The 19364-nt window shown below is 62.1% G+C and carries 17 protein-coding genes; 5 read left to right on the top strand and 12 right to left on the bottom strand.

Annotated elements, in window-relative coordinates; genetic code table 11:
• Nucleotides 1–5 precede the first annotated feature (5 nt).
• The 10 genes from G7016_RS06840 to G7016_RS06795 form a co-directional block, all read right to left on the bottom strand.
• On the bottom strand, nt 6–308 hold the full coding sequence (locus tag G7016_RS06840) for a Dabb family protein (RefSeq protein WP_181112088.1): 303 nt from the start codon (nt 306–308) through the stop codon (nt 6–8).
• A gap of 33 nt (nt 309–341) precedes the next feature.
• Nucleotides 342–1532, bottom strand: coding sequence for a multiple monosaccharide ABC transporter permease (mmsB, locus tag G7016_RS06835; protein ID WP_181112087.1), 1191 nt, complete (start codon nt 1530–1532; stop codon nt 342–344).
• The gene (gene mmsA / locus G7016_RS06830; protein ID WP_181112086.1) at nt 1529–3064 is read right to left on the bottom strand and encodes a multiple monosaccharide ABC transporter ATP-binding protein; all 1536 of its coding nucleotides are present in this window, start codon (nt 3062–3064) and stop codon (nt 1529–1531) included. The genes mmsB and mmsA overlap by 4 nt, the downstream gene beginning before the upstream one ends.
• Before the next feature lie 51 nt (nt 3065–3115).
• Nucleotides 3116–4186 carry a multiple monosaccharide ABC transporter substrate-binding protein gene (gene chvE / locus G7016_RS06825; RefSeq protein WP_181112085.1) on the bottom strand — a complete coding sequence of 357 codons (1071 nt, stop codon included), beginning with the start codon at nt 4184–4186 and terminating at the stop codon, nt 3116–3118.
• 110 nt (nt 4187–4296) lie between these two features.
• Nucleotides 4297–5388, bottom strand: coding sequence for a Gfo/Idh/MocA family protein (locus G7016_RS06820; protein WP_181112084.1), 1092 nt, complete (start codon nt 5386–5388; stop codon nt 4297–4299).
• A 43-nt stretch (nt 5389–5431) separates the two neighbouring features.
• Nucleotides 5432–6427, bottom strand: coding sequence for an inositol 2-dehydrogenase (gene iolG, locus G7016_RS06815; RefSeq protein WP_181112083.1), 996 nt, complete (start codon nt 6425–6427; stop codon nt 5432–5434).
• A 56-nt stretch (nt 6428–6483) separates the two neighbouring features.
• On the bottom strand, nt 6484–7356 hold the full coding sequence (locus tag G7016_RS06810; RefSeq protein WP_181112082.1) for a sugar phosphate isomerase/epimerase family protein: 873 nt from the start codon (nt 7354–7356) through the stop codon (nt 6484–6486).
• A 42-nt stretch (nt 7357–7398) separates the two neighbouring features.
• Nucleotides 7399–8295: an intradiol ring-cleavage dioxygenase gene (locus tag G7016_RS06805; protein ID WP_181112081.1), complete on the bottom strand. Its 897-nt coding sequence runs from the start codon at nt 8293–8295 to the stop codon at nt 7399–7401.
• A gap of 75 nt (nt 8296–8370) precedes the next feature.
• Complete coding sequence (locus G7016_RS06800; RefSeq protein ID WP_181112080.1) at nt 8371–9804, bottom strand: sugar porter family MFS transporter; 1434 nt, start codon at nt 9802–9804, stop codon at nt 8371–8373.
• A 199-nt stretch (nt 9805–10003) separates the two neighbouring features.
• On the bottom strand, nt 10004–10918 hold the full coding sequence (locus G7016_RS06795) for a LysR family transcriptional regulator (RefSeq protein ID WP_181112079.1): 915 nt from the start codon (nt 10916–10918) through the stop codon (nt 10004–10006).
• 112 nt (nt 10919–11030) lie between these two features.
• Between G7016_RS06795 and G7016_RS06790 the strand changes: the two genes are divergently transcribed.
• The 3 genes from G7016_RS06790 (at nt 11031) to G7016_RS06780 (ending at nt 13775) form a co-directional block, all read left to right on the top strand.
• On the top strand, nt 11031–11855 hold the full coding sequence (locus G7016_RS06790) for a dioxygenase (protein ID WP_181112078.1): 825 nt from the start codon (nt 11031–11033) through the stop codon (nt 11853–11855).
• 59 nt (nt 11856–11914) lie between these two features.
• On the top strand, nt 11915–12982 hold the full coding sequence (locus G7016_RS06785; protein WP_181112077.1) for a maleylacetate reductase: 1068 nt from the start codon (nt 11915–11917) through the stop codon (nt 12980–12982).
• Between the two features lie 79 nt (nt 12983–13061).
• The gene (locus tag G7016_RS06780; protein WP_181112076.1) at nt 13062–13775 is read left to right on the top strand and encodes a GntR family transcriptional regulator; all 714 of its coding nucleotides are present in this window, start codon (nt 13062–13064) and stop codon (nt 13773–13775) included.
• Nucleotides 13776–13790: 15 nt separating this feature from the next.
• Here G7016_RS06780 and G7016_RS06775 read toward each other — a convergent pair whose 3' ends face one another.
• Nucleotides 13791–14741 carry a PDR/VanB family oxidoreductase gene (locus G7016_RS06775; protein ID WP_181112075.1) on the bottom strand — a complete coding sequence of 317 codons (951 nt, stop codon included), beginning with the start codon at nt 14739–14741 and terminating at the stop codon, nt 13791–13793.
• An 11-nt stretch (nt 14742–14752) separates the two neighbouring features.
• Entirely contained in the window at nt 14753–15811 is a 1059-nt protein-coding gene (locus G7016_RS06770; protein ID WP_181112074.1) for an aromatic ring-hydroxylating dioxygenase subunit alpha, read from the bottom strand.
• A 471-nt stretch (nt 15812–16282) separates the two neighbouring features.
• Between G7016_RS06770 and G7016_RS06765 the strand changes: the two genes are divergently transcribed.
• Nucleotides 16283–17917: a DUF1302 domain-containing protein gene (locus tag G7016_RS06765; protein ID WP_258195091.1), complete on the top strand. Its 1635-nt coding sequence runs from the start codon at nt 16283–16285 to the stop codon at nt 17915–17917.
• Nucleotides 17918–17926: 9 nt separating this feature from the next.
• Nucleotides 17927–19300, top strand: a complete 1374-nt coding sequence (locus G7016_RS06760) for a DUF1329 domain-containing protein (RefSeq protein ID WP_181112072.1) — start codon at nt 17927–17929, stop codon at nt 19298–19300.
• Nucleotides 19301–19364: the final 64 nt, after the last annotated feature.

Below are 19364 nucleotides of genomic sequence, written 5' to 3'. Positions count from 1 at the left end.
ATCCCTTATTCAACGATGTAATCGACCTGATGTCGGGCGATGCGCGAGTTGCCAAGCGCCTTGCGCACGCGAAGGTGTTCCGGGTGCTCGGCATAACCGGCGAGCGATTGCGCCGAATCGAATTCCGTATAAAGCACTACGTCACAGGCGTAGTCGATTCGGCTGAAATCAACGCCTACTTCTACCTTGAGAAGGCCGGGTATGCGCCCGGCCAGCCCCTCGAACAGCTCCTTGAGGTAGAAACAGGCTTGTCGAGTTTCTTCCGGGGTGGTGCCTGCAAGGTTCCACATCACTATGTGCTTGATCATCGCTGTCTCTCTGAAAATAGGCTGCCGCGACCGTCAGGCCTTGCTCTTCTGGTACACATCCACGAACACCGCTGCCAGCAACACCGCGCCCTTGATCATCTGCTGATAGTCGATCCCGATCCCCATGATCGACATGCCGTTGTTCAGCACGCCCATGATGAACGCCCCGATGACCACGCCCACTACTTTGCCCACACCCCCCGATGCCGAGGCGCCGCCGATGAACACGGCAGCGATCACGTCCAGCTCGAAGCCGGTACCGCCCCGCGGCGTGGCGCTGTTGAGGCGGGCCACGAAAATCAGCCCGGCCACCGCCGCCAGCACACCCATGTTGACGAAGGCGAAGAAGGTCACGCGTGAGGTGTTGATGCCGGACAGTTTGGCGGCCTTGAGGTTGCCCCCCACGGCGTAGACCCAGCGGCCGATCACAGTGCGGTTCATCACGAAGGTGTAGATAGCCACCAGCACACTCATGATGACCATCACGGTGGGAATGCCGCGGTAGGTCGACAGCAGGTAACAGAAGTAGACGATCAGCGCGGCGATCACGCCGTTCTTCAGCGCGAACAAGGCCATGGGCCCTACTGACGCGCCGCTTTTGGCGGCTTTTCGGCGGCTGCGATACTCCACGGCCCAGAACATCGCCGCCACGGCCGCGCCCAGCAGCAGAGACGTGATCCGCAGGTCGGCGTACGCGAACAGCTCCGGTATGAAGCCGGAACTGAGGGCCGTGAAGGCCGGTGGGAACGGCCCGATAGATTGCCCCTGGGAAATGGCGATAGTGGCGCCGCGGAAGATCAGCATGCCCGCCAGCGTGACGATGAACGAAGGCATCCGCCACACCGCCACCCAATAGCCCTGTGCGGCACCGATCAACCCGCCTGCCAGCAGGCAGATCAGCGACACACTGAAGAAATCCATCCGGTACTGCACCATCAGCACTGCAGCCAGGGCGCCGATCACCCCGACCACCGAGCCCACCGACAGGTCGATGTGCCCACACACGATCACCATCAGCATGCCCAGCGCCATCACCACGATGTAGCTGTTTTGCAGCAGCAGGTTGGTCAGGTTCAGCGGCTGCATCAAGGCCCCGCCGGTGGCTACCTGGAAGAACACCATGATCACGATCAGCGAGGCCAGCAGGCCATATTCACGCGCGCCACGCTTGAACGAGGTAAGCGCCGTGGGTTTGGTGGAAAGCGGCAGCGTGGCTTCGCTCATGGGGTCACCTCGTTATTCATGATCGCTTGCATGATCTTTTCCTGAGAGGCTTCGGCTATCGGGAACTCGCCCACGAAGCGCCCTTCGTTCATCACATAAATGCGGTCGCAGGTACCCAGCAGTTCCGGCATTTCAGAGGAAATCATCACCACCCCTCTGCCCTCGCTTACCACCTGATTGACCACGCCATAGATCTCGTACTTGGCGCCCACATCAATGCCCCGCGTGGGTTCATCGAGGATCAGCACCTTGGGGTTGGAGAACAGCCATTTGCCCAATACCACTTTTTGCTGGTTGCCACCCGATAGCTTTTCCACGGGCTGATCCACCCCTGGGCAGCGGATGTGCAAACGCGTGCGGTAGTCCTCCGCAACGTTGGTTTCAGCCGCCCCGTCCATTACCCAGCGCCGGGACACCGCTGCCAGGTTGGCCAGGGTGGTGTTGCGGGTAATGCTGTCGCCCAGCACCAGCCCCGCGCCCTTGCGGTCCTCGGTGGCGTAGGCCAGCCCCAGGTCGATGGCCTTGCGCACGGTGCTTACGTCCACCTCGCGGCCTTCCAGGCGGGCCTTGCCGCGGATGCGGGTGCCGTAGGAGCGGCCGAATACGCTCATCGCCAGTTCCGTGCGGCCGGCGCCCATCAGCCCGGCAATGCCGACCACTTCGCCGCGGCGCACGTTGAAGGTGATGTCGCGAATCCGGTCTCGCCCAGCATGCTCGGGGTCACCCACCGACCAGCCCTCGACCTCGAACAGCACCTCGCCGATGCTGGCTTCTCGCCTGGGGTAACGGTCGGACAGCTCCCGGCCGACCATAGAGCGGATAACCCGGGCGTCGTCGATGGGCGCGCTTCGGCAGTCGATGACATCCACGGTGCTGCCGTCGCGAATCACCGTGATTTCGTCCGCCACCCGGCCGATCTCGTTGAGCTTGTGGGAAATGATGATTGACGTGATTCCGCGCCCCTTGAGCTCCAGCATGAGCTTGAGCAAGGTGTCGCTGTCCTTTTCATTGAGGCTGGCGGTGGGCTCGTCGAGGATCAGCAACCGCACGTTCTTGGCCAGCGCCTTGGCAATTTCCACCATCTGTTGCTGGCCGATGCCCAGGTTGGCAACGAGCGTCTGCGGCCGCACGTCCAGGCCTACGCGATCAAGCAGCCCTCGGGCGAGCCGGTGCGCCTTGTCCCAGTCGATCACGCCTCGGCTGGCAATTTCGTTGCCCAGGAACAGGTTTTCGGTGATCGACAGCATCGGTACCAGAGCCAGTTCCTGGTGGATGATGCAGATACCCAGGGCCTCGCTGTCGCGCAGGTTGTGAAAGCTCCTCGGCTGGCCGTCGAAAATGATCTGCCCCTCGAAGCTGCCATGGGGGTACACGCCGCTGAGTATTTTCATCAGCGTGGATTTGCCCGCGCCGTTTTCGCCGCAGATGGCGTGGATTTCGCCTTCGCCCACCGAGAGGCTGACCCGGGTCAGCGCCTTGACCGGCCCGAAGCTTTTCTGGATGTCCCGCATGTCGAGAATGGTTTTGCTCATGTGCTCTCTCCTGCCCAGGGGGCAAGCCGATGGCGTTGACGTGCGCGGTGCCTAGCGCAGCTGCTCGGCGGTGTAGAACTTGGTGTCGTCCACGAGGATTTTCTGCCAGTTGCTGCGATCCACCAGCTGGGGCGTGAGCAACTGGGTAGGCACCACCATCGAGCCGTTGTCGTAGGACTTGGTGTCGTTGACGCTCACGGTCTGGCCGGTCAAGGCCGCGTCGGTCATCTGCGCCGCGGCACCGGCCAGGGCACGGGTGTCCTTGAACACCGTGGAGGACTGGTTACCGGCGATGATCGACTTCACGCTGGAGATTTCGGCATCCTGGCCCGTCACGATGGGCATCGCGCTCTTGCCGCTGCCATACCCTACCCCGCGCAGCGAGGACACCACCCCGTTGGCGATCTGGTCGTTCATGGCCAGTACCGCATCCAGGTGGGCGGTGCCGTAGAAAGCGCTCAACAGGTTGTCCATACGCGCCTGGGCCAGGGCGCCGTCCCAGTTCGGGGTGGCGGTCTTGTCGATGTCTACCTGGCCGCTTCGCACCACCAGCTTGCCGCTGTCGATGTAGGGCTTGAGCTGGGACATCACCCCGGCGTACACCACGTGAGCGTTGTTATCGTCGGTGGAGCCGGCAAAGATCTCCAGGTTGAACGGGCCCTTGCCTTGCTTGAGCGCCAGCGCATCGACGATGGACTGGCCCTGCAGTACCCCGGTGCGGAAGTTATCGAAGGTAACGTAGTAGTCGAAGTCCTTGGAATTGCGGATCAGGCGGTCGTAGGAAATGACCTTGATGCCTTTCTCCTTTGCCTGCTTGAGCACATCGGCCATGGTGGTGCCGTCGATGGGCGCCACGATCAACGCTTTCACGCCCTTGACCATCATGTTCTCGATCTGCGAGAGCTGCGTGGGCGCCTCGTACTGGGCGTATTGCAGGTCGGTGTCGTAGCCCAGTTTTTTCAACGAGTCGACGATGCTGCTGCCGTCCGACACCCAGCGCGCCTCGGTCTTGGACGGCAGGGCGATCCCTACCGTGCCCTTGGTATTGGCGTCTTGCTTGGAGCACGCCGCAACGGCCAGCCCCAGCGCCACAGTTGCAACCAGTTTGATGATCTTGTGCATGATGCCCTCAGCTTTTGTTGTTGTTGTGAATTCTCGAGGGTGCAAACGCCCGACCGGCCTCGAAATCGAGGCCGGTGAAGCAGGCGTTGCGTACTCGGACGGCTATCGGGTTACCAGGCCAGTGAAACTTCCTGGCCGTTGGCATCAGCGGACTCGAACAGCGCTTCGAGGATCACGTTGATGTTGTGTGCCTGCGTGGCCGGCACGGTGGAGGGACTGCCTGTGCGCAACGACTTCACGAACGCAGCGGCCTCACGATCGAAGTACACCGGGTTGCCGATCTCGGCGATTTCCGGCGAGTACACGGTTTTGCGCACTGCCCAGATTTCCGGGAAGCTGTTCTCGTTCCAGTGCGTCCAGCCCTGCTGATAGCCGTTCTTGCCGTCGTGGTACAGCTTGTACGACGCTGGCATGGGGGTGGAATGCATCACCCCATGGGTGCCATAGGCGGTGATGTCCCAGCTCTCGGTCCAGGGCATCGGGTCCCATGACATGAAGTCGATGGTGATCAGCTTGTCGTCATAGTTGAGCACCGCGCCTACCGCGTCTTCCCGGGCGGATTCGCTCATTTGCCCGGCAAACTTGGTGATGCGGGCGTTGACCGAGCGAGGCTTGCCGAAGTGCAGCAGGATCCGGTCGATGGTGTGGCAGCCGATCACATAAAAGGCGCCGCCGCGGTCCCCGGGCTGCTTCATGTGGTTGGTGTCTGCCTCGTCATGGGAGCAGCCGGCATGGGCGCGCACTTGCAGCACCTTGCCGATCTCACCGCTCTCGAGCACTTGCTGCATCTTTTCAACCGACGGCGCGTAGCGCCAGCAGTAGCCCACCTGGAACAGCCCATTGGTGCGCTCCACTGCCTCGACGATTCTGCTGGTGTCCTGGCTACCGCGGCCTGCCGGTTTTTCACACAGCACCGCCTTGCCGGCGTTCAGGGCCTCGATAGCCCAGTCGGCCATCAGATAGCTTTTGGGATGCACCAGCACCACATGCACGTTAGGGTCGGCAAGGATCTCCTCCTTGCTGCGTGCCTGCAGGCCCAACGCGTCACAGAACGGTTCAAGCAAGGGGCTGTCGTCGAAGGCACCGAGGAACTGCACATCGGCCATACGCTGGAATGCTTTCACCCGGCCCGAGGTATGTGGGTGAGTGATGCCCAGGCAGGCCACGCCGATGGTCGTACCGCTCTGAAGTTGATAGGACATGAGGTTCTCCTGATGATGCTGTCCAGAATTGAGCGCGAACCGCTTACAGGCGCACTGCACGGCCGGTGGCAACCGATTCCACCGCGGCGTCGGCCAGGCGCAAGGCCTGCAAGCCATCCTGCACGGTGGTCGGCATTGGTTTGTTGTACGCCAGGGCGTCGATGTAAGCCTCCAGTTCTGCCTTGTAGGCCTGCTGGTAACGCTCGAGGAAAAAGTTCAGCAGCGGCTCGCGCGCATCCGTTACGTCCTGGCTCCAGCGGCGGATGGTGGTGGGCCGCAGGTTGTCCATTTGCAACATGCCTTTGGAGCCGAACACTTCGATGCGCTGGTCGTACCCGTACACGGCCTGACGGCAGTTGTTGATGTGGCACTGTTTGCCGGAGGCCGTCTGCATGTGCACCATCGCGGTGTCGTAGTCGTCGTATTTTTCCATCAGTGGCGAGTTCACCAGGCGGCTGCCGATCGCGCTCAATTCCACCGGCTCCTCGCCCAGCAGCCAACGGCCGATGTCCAGGTCGTGGATAGTCATGTCGCGGAAGATCCCACCGGAATGCTTGATGTAGTCCTCGGGTGCCAGGCCAGGGTCACGGCTGCTGATGATGACCTGGCGCACGTCGCCGATGTCACCGGCGTCAATGGCGGCGCGCATCTGCGCGAAGGTGGTCTCGAAGCGGCGGTTGAAGGCCAGCATTACCCGGCCATTGAGCCGCTCCACTTCCTCCACCGCCGCCAGGCTCTTGGCCATGTCCAGGTCGATCGGCTTCTCGCACAGCACCGCCTTGCCCTGGCGCACCGCGCGCAGCATCAGGTTGATATGGGTGTGCGTCGGGGTGCCGATCACGATGGCGTCTACGTCGGGGCGGTCGATGGCGGCTTCGCAATCGGTCATGGCTTGCGTGCCAAGCTCATCCGCCAGGCTGGCGGCCGCGTCCGCGAAGGGGTCTGCCACCGCCACCAGTGTCGCCAGCTTGCTGGCGGCCACGTTAGCGGCGTGGATCTTGCCGATGCGCCCAGCGCCCAAAACTGCGATACCTACCATGGTACTTCTCCAGATGTGCTTGTTGATTGTTGTAAGAGGACGCCTGCGGCTTGTTTCTAGGCCGGAAAACGGATGTTCTCGAACTGGGCGATGGTGGTATCGAAGGCTCGCTTGGCCGCCACTTCCAATGGCAGCTTGCGGCATTCGGCGCTGATCAATTCCACACCCCATGGCCCGCGGTAGCCCAGGTTCACCACCTGTTGAATGAACGCCGGAACGTCCAGCTCGCCGTCGCCGCAGAACTTGCGATGGTGAGTGGAATCGTTGAACAGGGATTCGACGATCTTGTGGTTGGCGTCATCGAGCTCGATGGACTTCACCAATTCGAGCGGCAACTTGGCAATTTCATCGAATTGCATGCCGCCGCGAGCCACGTGCCAGGTATCGACCAGCAGGCCACCGTTGGGGCGCACGCCTTCTGTCACGGCAATGGCGCGGTCGATCGTGTTAACGCTGGAGAACGGCAGGAACTCGATCACCACGTTCACGCCGAAGGGCTGCGCGCGGTCACACAGGATGGCGAAGCTGTCTCGCATCAGCGAAACATCAGGCGGGCCTTCCTCGAACAGGCCACCGGCCACTTTCATGTTGTGCGCGCCCAGCTCGCCGGCGAGTTCCAGCAGTTCATCGCGCATTTTGTCAGAGGCCGCCCGCGGCGCGCCCTGCAGGTGCCAGTCGGTGAGAAACTCGACTTCGAGGAACTTGATGCCATTGTCCTTGAAGATGTTGCGCATGGTAGGCAGGCCCAGCTTTTCCAGGTTATGCAACAGGTCTGCATGCAGCAGCCCCATGCCACGCCAGCCGGCCTTGGCTGCGGCTTCGGCCCTCGCCTGGAGGGAATGCGTGGCAATTTCGCTCGGTGCGCCCGGGTAGGTGTCGCCCGCGAGGGTCCAATAAGCAGCCAGCAGTTCTACATTGTTATTGGGCATGGTGGTCACTTGGGTCAAAGTTGATGAGCAATCGTTGGGAGGTCAGGCCGGGGTGAGGACAAAATCCCAGTTCACAGCCAGGAAAGGCGTTTGCAAATCGTATCGTTGGGCGACGCCGGGGTCGGTCTCGGTGGTAAACCGCGCCACCAGCTCCTTTTTAACGCCGAACACCGTGTCTTCACGCAGATACGGGCAATCGGGCGTGAAGATGTGGGTGATCACCTGGTCGTAGCCGGGCGCGGTCACGATAAAGTGCAGGTGCGCCGCGCGGTTGGGGTGCCGCCCCAGGTCCCTGAGCAGCTTGCCCACGGGGCCATCCGCCGGGATCGGGTAGTGCCGCGGCTTCACCGTGCGAAAGGCGTAGAACCCGTTTTCATCGCTGGTGAACAGGCCGCGCAGGTTGTAGTCCGGCTGTACGCCCTTTTGCTGCACATCGTAAAAGCCGTCATCGTTGGTTTGCCAAACGTCCAGGGTGGCCCCGGCGATAGGCTTGCCTTGGGTGTCCAGCACCCGGCCGCTGACCAGCGTAGGTTCGCCCTTGCCGTCCAGGCAGATGTTGGCGCCGTTTTCGTAGCGCGGGGCGTCAGCCACATAGAATGGGCCCAGGATGGTGTTGGGCGTGGCGCCGGTGGGCCGCCGGTGATTGATCGCATCCACCAACATGGTCGCGCCCAGCACGTCGGACAGCAGGATGTACTCCTGGCGCCAGTCGGTGCACATCTGGCCGGTGCGGGTCAGGAACTCGATGGCCTTGAACCATTCCTCATGGGTGGGCTCGATCTCTTTGATCGCGGCATGCAGGTGCCGCGTGAGCACCGCCATCACTTCGCTCAACCGGGCGTCGGCGCCCTTGCCAATACGAGCGTTCACGATGTCGGCCGAGCGTTCCTCTTCGAACATCCCGCCAATGGGCGATTCAGCATCCAGTTGCGCATTCATGGTGTTCACCTTTTGCACGTATTCGTGAAGGCCGGCTTGCCCGAAGGCGCAAGGGCCGACATTTGCCATGTAGATTCAGCAGGCCCGGGCCGCGTCGGGGATACGTTTGCCGCCGCTGAGGCGCTGTTCCATCAGTGTCTCGATTTCTTCCAGGCTCAGGCCTTTGGTCTCGGGCAGCCAGAGGCTGCAGAACACAATGGAGCCAATGTTGATGACCGCGAAGAGGAAGAACGTCATGCCACCGAACTGGCTGAGCAGGATCGGGAACACGAACGCCACGATCGCGTTGAATACCCAGAAAATGCCTACCGCAATGCCGTTCATCAAACCACGGGCATGGGTGGGGAATATTTCCGACATCAGCAGCCAGTACACCGGGCCGATGCACATCTGCATGAAGAACAGGAAGACCAGCACGCCAGACAGCGCCAGGTAGCTCTGCATCAGCGAGTGCGGCAAGAAGTTGACCACCACGCCGAGGAAGATCTGCGCCAGTACCACTACCGTCAGCCCCAGCAACAGCATGCTGCGGCGGCCCATGCGGTTGATCACCCACATACCAATCAGCGTAGCCACTACCGAGACCACCCCATTGCCAATGGTCGCGACCAGCGCGGCGTGGGTGCCCATGCCGGTTTCCTTGAGGATCATCGGCGTGTAATACATGAAGGCGTTGACGCCGGTGAACTGGATAACGAAGCCCAGCCCGATCCCGATGGCCAACAACTTGAGCATCCACGGTGCCTTGAGGGCGCTCCAGGCACTGCCGTGGCGCCGTTCCAGCCTGTGCTGGGTAACGATTGCCTTCATTTCCAGGTCGGCTTCGCGCTGGGTGTCGCGGATGCCCGAAAGCGTGGCTTTGGCCTCGGCGATGCGCCCCTTGCTGACCAGCCAGCGGGGCGACGCGGGCACAAAGTGCATGCCGACATAGAGCAGCGCCGCCGGCACCAAAGCGATGGCGAGCATGTACCGCCAGATGATCGGGCTGTCGAACAGGTGGGCCAGACCGGCGCTGGCCACATAGGCCAGGCATTGCCCGGAGACAATCATCAATTCACTCTGACACACCAGGCGGCCACGATGCCGGGGGGCTGCCAGCTCCGCGATCAGCACCGGCACCGCTGACGACGCGCCGCCCACTGCGATGCCAAGGATGAAGCGGGTGACGATCATGGTGGTCAAATCGGGAGAGCAGGCAGTGCCCAGTGCGCCGATGGCAAACAACAAGGCCAGGCCCTTGAGCACACCCAGGCGGCCATAACGGTCGGACAACTGCCCCGCGAACAACGCGCCCAGTGCCCCGCCAAAAATCAGCGCCGATGCTACAAGCCCTTCGGATACCGGGGTCAACCCGAGGCCGCCTTGGGCGGCGTCGAGCGACATAAAGGGCAGCGCACCGGAAATAACGCCGGTGTCGTAGCCGAACCCCAACGAGCCCATGGTGGTAATGGCCGCGATACGCCAGAGGATCTTCGACGACGCGCTACGTACTGCTGGGTAGTCGGACATGAGGTCAACCTTTATTGAAATTGTGTGTACGCTCAGTGAGGTCGAGATTACTGCCAATGAAACGGAAAACAAACGCGCATGCGGCAAATGTGTTTTCCGCCTGGTGGAAAACTGATAGCCAGCAGTGACTCAGAGGTCCGGATCGCTTGAGTGGCGCGCGAGGTGTGAACCGCGCGTAGCCGGGAATGATCTGAACCGCTCAACGGGTCCAGTGGCGCTCATACTGGTGGGTGTTGAAATCAGCCAACAGGAAGTCGATGAATACTCGCAGCTTGGTGGGCATGTAGCGGCGGCTTTGAAAGGCCATATTGATGATCAGCCGCGGCAGGTCCCAGTCGTCCAGCACGGGTATCAGGCGCCCGGCCACCAGGTCGGCATTGATGATGTATTTTGGCTGCACCAGGATGCCCCCACCCGCCAGCGCCGCGGCCCGCACGATCTGCCCGTCGTTGGTTTCCAAGATAGGGTCAACCTTATAGGCCACTTCCTCGCTGCCCCGGGTGAACCGCATTACCCGCGGCTGGTTGGCATGGCTGTAGATCAGCAAGTCGTGGTTGGCCAGGTCCTCAACCGTTTGCGGTATACCCTTACGTTGAAGATAACCAGGGGCTGCCGCCAGCACGCGGCGCGTTTCAGCCAGCCGGCGGATGGTGATGTTGGAATCCGGCTCGTACTCGCGGGTTCTGATGGCGAGGTCTATCTCGCTGTCGATGATGTCGAAATAGCGGTTCTCACCCAGTACCTTCACATTGATGTGGGGGTACAACTTGCGAAACGCCGGAATCAGCGGCGCGATATGCAGCATGCAGAAGGATATGGAGGACGTGATGGTCAAGGTGCCCATCGGCTGCACCAAGGACTCGGTCAGCGACGCTTCGGCCTCCTTGAGCTCGCCCAGCAGGCTTTTGCAGCTTGTATAAAACTGATGCCCTGAATGAGTGAGTGCCAGCCGTCGCGTATTGCGGTCGATCAGCCGCACGTTCAACCGCTGCTCCAAGGCCACCAAATGCCTGCTGGCGGCGGCGTTGGACAGCCCCAGAATCTCCGCCGCCTTGCTCAGGGTGCCTACTTCGGCCGTGAGTACGAACAGTTCCAGCTCAGTGAGACGGTCCATCGGCGTTCCCTTCTAGTTTTTCATCAGTGAAATAAACAATTCCATAACCGGCCTTTTTTAACGGCTCGTGGAACTATAACGTTCAGCGCATCAGGCTAGAAGAGCAGTCACCATGCGCAACCTGGACGAAACCACAATCACACAGGCGGTACTGGCCACACATCGCAATGCGCCGAATGCGCGATTGAACGAGGTGATGACCAGCCTTGTGCAGCACCTCCATGCCTTTGCGCGGGATATTCGGCTGAGCGAGCACGAATGGCGGCAAGGCGTTGCGTTTCTTCAGCAGGCCGGCCAGGCAAGTTCGGCCAGCCACTGCGAGCTGGCGCTGCTGTCCCATGTGCTGGGTTTGTCCACGCTGGTGCTGGCCCAACACTCGGCCAGGCCGGGCGGCTGCACGGAGCCCGCCGCATTGGAACAACGGCCTGGCGCCGCAGCCGCGCTTCATGACCTTGATGCGGACATCAGTGCAAGCGTGCCCGGCCCTCGTGGCTGGGTGCACGGCACCGTTCGCGATCCGATGGGCAAGCCGATACCCCACGCCAGGGTGCGCGTTACAGCGTCAGGTAACCCATCGGCGCCAGCAGCCTTGTTGCAAGCCGATGGTGGCGGCACTTTCCGGTTCGCATGTGCGATGCCACAGCCGCAGCGAATGCTAGCCCAAGGGCCAGTCAACGATTTGCTCCAAGCCCTTGATCGCCCGGCGTGGCGGCCGGCTCACATGACCTTTGAGATCGACGCGGCAGGCTATCGACCGCTCACCACGTCCGTATTCCAGGAAGGCGACCCTTATCTGGCCTGTGATGCCCTGTTTGGCGTGCGCGCTGGGTTGATTGCCGAATGGAAACAGCATCCGCCCGGGCCACAGCCCAATGGCGTGGTCAGCCAGGCGCCCTTCCATACGCTCGAATTCGATTTTGTCCTAGCACCTGCCTGACCACCCCGTGCAGTTCTCGGGTTCAGGCGCCCCTATCCCAGGTACAGGAGAGTACTTCCATGGCTACACCGGACTTCGTTTATAACGGCCAACCTTCACGGGTGATTCTCGGCAAAGGCTCGCTCGCCCAGCTCGAGGCCGAAATAGACCGCCTCGGTGCCCGCCGCGCCCTGGTGCTTTGTACCCCCGAACAGCGCGCCCAGGCCGAGCAAGTGGCCGCATTGCTGGGGGATCGTGCTGCGGCTATCTTCGACAAGGCGGTGATGCATGTGCCGATCGAGACGGCGCGCACGGCCCGCGAGGTGGCGCGTGAACTGGGCGCGGACTGCGCCGTCGCCATCGGTGGCGGTTCTACCACAGGCCTTGGCAAGGCCATTGCCATGGATTCGGGCTTGCCCATCCTGGCGATTCCCACCACCTACGCGGGCTCGGAAATGACCCCGGTCTATGGCTTGACCGAAAACGGCCTCAAACGCACCGGGAAGGACCCGCGGGTACTGCCCCGAACAGTCATCTATGACCCTTCGCTGACAGTCAGCCTGCCGCTTGAGATGTCCATCACCAGCGGCATGAACGCCATCGCCCACGCGGCGGAAGGCCTGTATGCGCAAGATGGCAACCCGGTGATGTCGTTGATGGCCGAAGAAGGCATTCGCGCGTTGGCCCAGGGCATGAAGCGTATCTATCAGGCGCCTGAGGACCTCGACGCACGCGGCGACTGCCTCTACGGCGCGTGGCTGTGCGGCACGGTGTTGGGGAATGTGGGCATGGCCTTGCACCACAAGTTGTGCCACACGCTGGGCGGCAGCTTCAACCTTCCCCACGCCCAGACCCACACCATCGTGCTGCCCCATGCCATTGCCTACAACCAAGGCGCGGCGCCGGCACTGTCGCGCATCAACCGGGCCTTGGATGATCACGACTGCAGCCCAGCCGCTGCGCTATTCAAGCTGTCCAGTTCCCTGGGCGCACCTACCAGTTTGAAAGCGTTGGGGCTGACCGAGGCCGACCTGGACCGCGCCACCGACATTGCCCTGTCCAACCCTTACTGGAACCCCCGCCCTATCGAAGCGGCCGGGATACGTCAGCTGCTGCAGGACGCTTATGAGGGTGCCTCGCCAGCCTGAGGTGAACCCGGCAGGCGTTGTTTCTCGCGGCAATGCCGGTGCTGTACCATAGCCGGCCATTGACAGGGAATCGCATTCAATGACCAAGCCGGGCCAATTGGTGCTGGTCGCACTGCGCAAGATGATTGCTTCTGGCGAGCTGGCCGCCGGCGAGCGGCTGATGGAAATTCCTACCGCCGAGCGCTTCGGCGTATCGCGGATGCCAGTGCGTATTGCCTTCCGCACCCTGGAGCAAGAGGGGCTGCTGGTACGCCACGGCGGCCGCGGCTTTCAAGTGCGGGCGCTGAGCGCGGACGATATCGCCAACGCCGTTGAGGTACGCGGGGTGCTGGAGGGCCTGGCCGCGCGGCAGAGTGCCGAACGGGGGCTGTCCGAGCAGGCGCACGCGGCGTTGCTCGAATGCCTGGAACAAGGGGATGCCCTGTTTGCCAAGGGGTATGTCACCGAGCAGGACCTTGAGGTGTACCACGACCTCAACATGCGCTTTCATCAGGTGATCGTCGCCAGCAGTGGCAATGCGGCGATTGCCGAAGCGCTTGCCCGCAATGATCACCGCCCCTTCGCCTCGGTCTCGGCGCTGGCGATCGATCGCCATGCCATGGTGCGCGAATACCGCCGCTTCAATTTCGCCCACATGCAGCATCACGCCGTGTACGACGCCCTGAGCAACCGCCAGGGTGCTCGCGCCGAGGCCATCATGCGCGAGCACGCCAATGCCACCCTGCGTTACGCCAAGGTGTTCGGCGAGGCTGAGGGCAGCCCGGACTTCACCGTGATATCGCGTGGCAAATGAGACCCTCGCAGGCAGTCAGAGGTCGAGCACCAACAGCGGTGACTTTGCCCTTGAACAGCACGGCGTGAACTGATCGTTCGCGGCCTGCTCGTCCTCTGTGAGAAACAGGTCCCGGTGGTCCACTTCCCCTTCCAGCACGCGCGTGAGGCAGGTGCCGCATACGCCCTGTTCACATGAAACAGGAATGTCCACACCGTGGCGCTCCAGCACCTGAACCACGGTTTCGTCCGGCCCGATGTCGAATACCTGATCACTGTTGGCCAGTTTTACGGAAAAGTGCCCGGCGGCCTGAGGGCCTACGGGTGCGGCGGCGAAGTACTCGCGGTGCAGCTGCCCGGGCGCCCAGCCCTGGGCTGCGGCGGTATCCAGAATGTGTTGCATGAAGCCGCCCGGCCCGCACACGTACAGGTGCGTTCCGGAGTTGGGGGCAGCAAGCACACGGGCGGCATCCAGGTGGGTATCGGCCATTTCGTCGAAATGCACCACTACCTTGCCCTTAAACACCGACCCGCCGAGCCGCTCCAGGAATGCTGCGTGCCGTTCTGAACGGGCGCAGTAGTGGAGCTCGAAATCTTCACCGTTTGCGGCCAAATGCTCGGCCATGCACAGTAGCGGCGTGATACCGATCCCGCCCGCGAACAGCAGGCTGCGGCGAGCTTCGGGCACCAACGGGAAGTGATTGCGTGGTTCGCTGATCCGCAGGCGCTCACCCACGTCGATACGCTCGTGCATGCACTGCGAGCCGCCACGGGAGGCGGCGTCCTTGAGCACCCCAATCTGATACCGGTTGCGCTCACCCGGAGCGTTGCATAGGGAGTACTGGCGGATCAGGCCGCCAGGCAAGTGCACGTCAACGTGGGCCCCGGCGGTAAAGGCAGGCAGGCTCCCGCCATCGGCTGCGGTCAGTACGTAGCTGTAGATATCCAGCGCTTCATGGCTGCGCGCAGTGACCACGACGTCTAGCATGGCTGGCCCGCTCATTGTTGCGCACCCTCAAGCACGATTTCAGGTGACCGCTCCCGGGCGATAATCCGATCCAGCATCCGCCGTGCTTGTACGCCGCCGGCGTCGATATTGAGCTTCAGCAGGTTGCGATCAGGGTGCGCGAGAAGGTTTTGCTGTTGCTGTTCAAGCATCTCCAGGTCTTCGCTGAAGATCGTGCGCTGCCCTTCGCGGATGCTCGCGGTCAGCGCCTCGTCACCTGGGTTGAAGTTGCGCGCCATGCCCCAGAAATACCAGATGGAGGTCTCGGTTTCCGGGGTGATGAAATCCACCACGATGCTCGATGCCTTGTGCTCAGGTTGCGCGTGGTAGCCCCCCTTGCCCGCATGGGCGACGCCCACTTCGATCAGCACGTGGCTGGGCGGGCTGAACCGGCAGATCTGCCAGCGGTCGACCGGCACATCATCGGCCAGGTTGTTGCCGCGCAGGGCCATGCGCCAGAACGGCGGGGGCATGATGTTCTCCATGTGCCGGGCAGTCACTACCTCGTCGCCCTGCACCGTGGTCACCGGGGCGGCTTCATCGATTTCCTTCTGCCCGATGCTGGAGGCATGCACGTAGGTTTCATGGGTGAGGTCCATCAGGTTGTCGATCATCAACCGGTAATCACAGCCGATGTGGAACAGCCCGCCGCCGTAAGCCCAATCGTCACTTTCAGCCCATTCCAGGTGGGGGATGAGTTGAGGGTTGGCCTTGTCCTGGTCACCCGGCCATACCCACACAAACCCGTGCCGCTCCACCACTGCGTAGGCTTTGTTACAAGGAAAGCCACGCACGCGCTGGCCGGGCATCTCTACGGTCTTGCCGTCGCAGCCCATCACCAGGCCGTGATACCCGCACACCAGCTTGCCGTCTTTCACATAGCCCAATGACAGGGGCGCGCCACGGTGTGGGCAGAAGTTTTCCACGGCCGCAACCTGGCCTTCCGCACCCCGGTAGAACACGATCTTTTCCCCGCAAATCTGCCGGCCGAGGGGTTTTTCAGCAAGTTCGTCAGGCGTACAAGCAACGTACCAGGTGTTTTTTGGATACATGAGGCTCTCCGGGTTCTTGTAGTTGTATGGATCCATAGAAAGCCATTACTACCGTTGAAGTCAAGGCAGATTCGAATACGCAGTCATCCGTGGATCCACAGGAATTTGGCCTGAGCCGCTCTTATCTCGGCTGTTCCAGCCTGATTTCACTTGGGTATCGAATTTGGCCATACGTCTTATCCGGTCACGCGATTAGTAAAAATCCGTAACCCGGTGGCAGGCTTCGCTCACAAAAATGCCCCGCATGCATTGCCATAAAAACAAGAACCCGAGGGATTGGAATGAGCTTTTCGAACGCCCCCGCACCCTTACTGCCCGACCGCTATCTTCCCCAGGCCGACACCTGCGAGCTTTCGCCGCGCCGCCCTGGCACCTCGCAATAATTCACAACAACAAGAGGTTCACCCTATGACAGGTTGCTCGATCAACCGGCCAAGGCGCGCCCTGCGGATGCGGCACGGCTCACACAAAATGGCGTTGGTGGCGGCGGTGCTACTGTCGGCACCCCTTGCTCAGGCGATGGAAATCGACACGGGCGAATCCGACATCAAGCTTCGCTGGGACAACACCTTCAAATACAGCAACGCATGGCGGACCAAAAGCCCAAGCAACAAGCTGACCTCGGGGCAGACCGCCTTGAACCAGGACGACGGCGACCGGGCCTTCGGCAAGGGGCTGATCTCCAACCGCCTGGATATTCTCTCGGAGCTGGACCTGGCCTACCGCCAGGTGGGTGCGCGTGTGAGCGCGGCGGGTTGGTACGACACGGTGTACCAGGGCGACAACGACAACAACGATGCGAGCCGTGCCAACGCCCGTTCCGTGGGCTATGACGAATTCACAGACGATACCCGCCACCTGCACGGCGGTGATGCCGAGGTACTGGACGCGTTTGTGTACTGGAACGGCCAGTTGAGTGACAAGGCAGTGTCGGTACGCGCCGGCCGCCACGGACTGATCTGGGGTGAAAGCCTGTTTTTCGGCGCCAACGGCATTGCCGGCGGCATGGCCCCGGTCGATATCGTGAAGGCACAGTCGGTGCCCAATACCCAGTTCAAGGAAATCACCCGCCCGGTCAATCAACTGTCCGGCACTTTCCAGCTCACCGATGACATCTCGCTGGGCGCGTTCTATCAACTGGAGTGGGAAGAAAACCGCTTGCCTGGCGCGGGCAGTTACTTTTCCAGCAGTGACACCATTGGCGAAGGCAACGAGCGGCTGATCGTGGGCGCGCCCTTCCCCTCCGCGCTGGGTGGCAGCGCCGACAGCCCGGCGGCGTTCTTCCATGGCAAGGACAAGGATGCCCGCGATACCGGCCAGGGCGGCTTGCAGCTGCGCTTTGCCGGGGAGTCGGTGGACTACGGCCTGTACGCCATCCAGTACCACGACAAAAGCCCCAAGCTGTACCTGCGCAGCAGCGCCACCGGGCCGAACTTCGCCACCGGCCAGGTGGGCGATTACTACTGGGTGTACCCCGAAGACATCCGCGCACTGGGCGCCAGCTTCGCCACCACGGTGGATGAGTACAGCTTTGCCGGCGAAGCGTCTCTGCGCTGGAACATGCCGCTGGTGTCCAACGGCCAGACGGTGATCGCCGGCAGTGGCGCGGACAACAGTGACCATCCGCTGTACGCCGTAGGGCGCACCGCGCACATCAACCTCAACGTGCTCGCCTCGCTTGGCCCGTCGTTCATCGCCGAAGAAAGCAGCCTGGCTGCAGAGGTCGCCTGGAACCACCTGCTGAGCGTGACCAAAAACCGTTCGGCGCTGGACCCCGGCGCCACCGATGACGGCCTGGGGTTGCGCTTTGTCTACACCCCCACCTACCGCCAGCTGTTCCCTGGCATCGATGTAAGCGTACCCATGGGGGCGAGCTACTTCCCGCTGGGCAAGTCCTCGGTGGTGAGCAGCTTCGGAACCGACAACGGCGGCGACATGAACATCGGCGTCACCGCCACCTATATGGACCGCGTCACATTCGGGCTCACCTACACCCACTACTACGGCCCCGAAGACACCAACCTGAACGCCACGTCGCAGTTCAATTACCTGCAATCGCTGAAGGACCGGGACTACCTGGCCTTCTCCGTTAAAACGACCTACTAAGGGCTGCCCATGACCCTCCAGACGACCCTGAAGACCCTCAGCCTGGCCATGTTGAGCGCCTGGGTGCTCCACGCGCCGCTCGGTGTGGCCGCCTCCGCCGCAGACGCCGCCAAGCTCAACAGTACCCTTACCCCGATGGGTGCGGAGCGCGCCGGCAACGCCGACGGCAGCATCCCGGCCTGGACCGGCGGTGACACCCATGTGGACCCGGCCTACAAGCCGGGCGGCAAACGGCTCGACCCCTTCGCCGCCGAAAAGCCGCTGTTCAGCATCACCGCCAAGAACCTCGCCCAATATGCCGACAAGGTGAGCGACGGCAGCAAGGAGATGTTCAAGCGCTTCCCGGATACCTACCGTATCGACGTATACCCCACTCACCGCACCGCAGCGGCGCCTCAGTGGGTGTACGACAACACCTTCAAGAACGCGACCCGCGCGTCCATGGCCGAGAGTGAAAGTGGCCCGGTGCCCAAAGGCGCCTACGGGGGCATCCCGTTCCCGATCCCGCAGAACGGCGCCGAGGCCATCTGGAACCACCTGCTGAACTGGCGCGGTACGGCGCTGGAAATGCACTTCCGCCACTACCTGATCACCGCCGATGGCAAGCCCGTGATGACCACGGACGGCAATGCCATCCAGCAGATGCCCTACTACTTCTCCAACGGCAGCCCGGAGACCTTCGAGGGCGAGTACTGGCTGTTCCGCATGGTCAACGCCGGGCCACCCATCCGGGCCGGCGAGCAGATCATCGGCCACACCAACATCGATGCTGAAAAGTCCGCGGCCCATGTGTACCTGACAGGCCAGCGCCGCGTGCGCAAGCTCCCCAATGCCTGCTGCGATACGCCCACGCCCGCTACCGCCGGGGTGATGAGCTTTGACGAACTGAGCGTGTTCGCCGGCCGGATCGACCGCTTCAACTGGAAGCTGGTGGGCAAGAAGGAGATGTACATCCCCTACAACACCAACAAGTTCCAGGCTGCCGCCAAGCCTGAAGACCTGCTGGGCGCCCATCACCTCAACCCCGACTACGTGCGTTGGGAGCTGCACCGGGTATGGGTGATCGATGCCGACCTGGCCCCGGGCAAGCGGCACCAGCTGCCCAAGGGCCGTTACTACCTGGATGAAGACACCTGGCAGGCGCTGCTCGCCGACCGCTGGGATGCGGACGGCCACCTGGCCAAGACTCTGTGGTCTTTGCCTGCGGACATGCCGGACATTCCCGCCCAGGCGCAGCTGTCTTCGGGCTTCTATGACCTGACGTCCGGCGCCTGGTTTATCCAGAACGTGTACGCCGGCCTGCCTTCGCAATACAAGGTGGTCGACCAGTACAACGCGTCGGAGTTTTCGCCCGCCGCCATGGCCGGGCAAGGCGTTCGCTGAGCATTGAAGCGGCCGCTGCGCGCCTGTCGTGTGCCGTGGCCGCCCTCGCCTGCCTTCAGTCATT

This window comes from Pseudomonas japonica, assembly GCF_013522925.1.
GTDB lineage: Bacteria > Pseudomonadota > Gammaproteobacteria > Pseudomonadales > Pseudomonadaceae > Aquipseudomonas > Aquipseudomonas japonica_A.
The sequence above is the reverse complement of the archived record's forward strand: the minus strand, read 5'-3'. Positions and strand labels throughout refer to the sequence as shown.

Excerpts from the sequence above, each read along its gene's own strand:
- G7016_RS06785 (WP_181112077.1), top strand. The coding sequence starts at position 11,915 with ATGGCTACACCGGACTTCGTTTATAACGGCCAACCTTCACGGGTGATT.
- G7016_RS06760 (WP_181112072.1), top strand. The coding sequence starts at position 17,927 with ATGACCCTCCAGACGACCCTGAAGACCCTCAGCCTGGCCATGTTGAGC.
- G7016_RS06805 (WP_181112081.1), bottom strand. The coding sequence starts at position 8,295 with ATGAATGCGCAACTGGATGCTGAATCGCCCATTGGCGGGATGTTCGAA.
- G7016_RS06810 (WP_181112082.1), bottom strand. The coding sequence starts at position 7,356 with ATGCCCAATAACAATGTAGAACTGCTGGCTGCTTATTGGACCCTCGCG.
- G7016_RS06800 (WP_181112080.1), bottom strand. The coding sequence starts at position 9,804 with ATGTCCGACTACCCAGCAGTACGTAGCGCGTCGTCGAAGATCCTCTGG.
- G7016_RS06775 (WP_181112075.1), bottom strand. The coding sequence starts at position 14,741 with ATGCTAGACGTCGTGGTCACTGCGCGCAGCCATGAAGCGCTGGATATC.
- mmsA (WP_181112086.1), bottom strand. The coding sequence starts at position 3,064 with ATGAGCAAAACCATTCTCGACATGCGGGACATCCAGAAAAGCTTCGGG.
- G7016_RS06765 (WP_258195091.1), top strand. The coding sequence starts at position 16,283 with ATGGCGTTGGTGGCGGCGGTGCTACTGTCGGCACCCCTTGCTCAGGCG.
- G7016_RS06780 (WP_181112076.1), top strand. The coding sequence starts at position 13,062 with ATGACCAAGCCGGGCCAATTGGTGCTGGTCGCACTGCGCAAGATGATT.
- G7016_RS06795 (WP_181112079.1), bottom strand. The coding sequence starts at position 10,918 with ATGGACCGTCTCACTGAGCTGGAACTGTTCGTACTCACGGCCGAAGTA.
- mmsB (WP_181112087.1), bottom strand. The coding sequence starts at position 1,532 with ATGAGCGAAGCCACGCTGCCGCTTTCCACCAAACCCACGGCGCTTACC.
- chvE (WP_181112085.1), bottom strand. The coding sequence starts at position 4,186 with ATGCACAAGATCATCAAACTGGTTGCAACTGTGGCGCTGGGGCTGGCC.
- G7016_RS06840 (WP_181112088.1), bottom strand. The coding sequence starts at position 308 with ATGATCAAGCACATAGTGATGTGGAACCTTGCAGGCACCACCCCGGAA.
- G7016_RS06770 (WP_181112074.1), bottom strand. The coding sequence starts at position 15,811 with ATGTATCCAAAAAACACCTGGTACGTTGCTTGTACGCCTGACGAACTT.
- G7016_RS06790 (WP_181112078.1), top strand. The coding sequence starts at position 11,031 with ATGCGCAACCTGGACGAAACCACAATCACACAGGCGGTACTGGCCACA.
- iolG (WP_181112083.1), bottom strand. The coding sequence starts at position 6,427 with ATGGTAGGTATCGCAGTTTTGGGCGCTGGGCGCATCGGCAAGATCCAC.
- G7016_RS06820 (WP_181112084.1), bottom strand. The coding sequence starts at position 5,388 with ATGTCCTATCAACTTCAGAGCGGTACGACCATCGGCGTGGCCTGCCTG.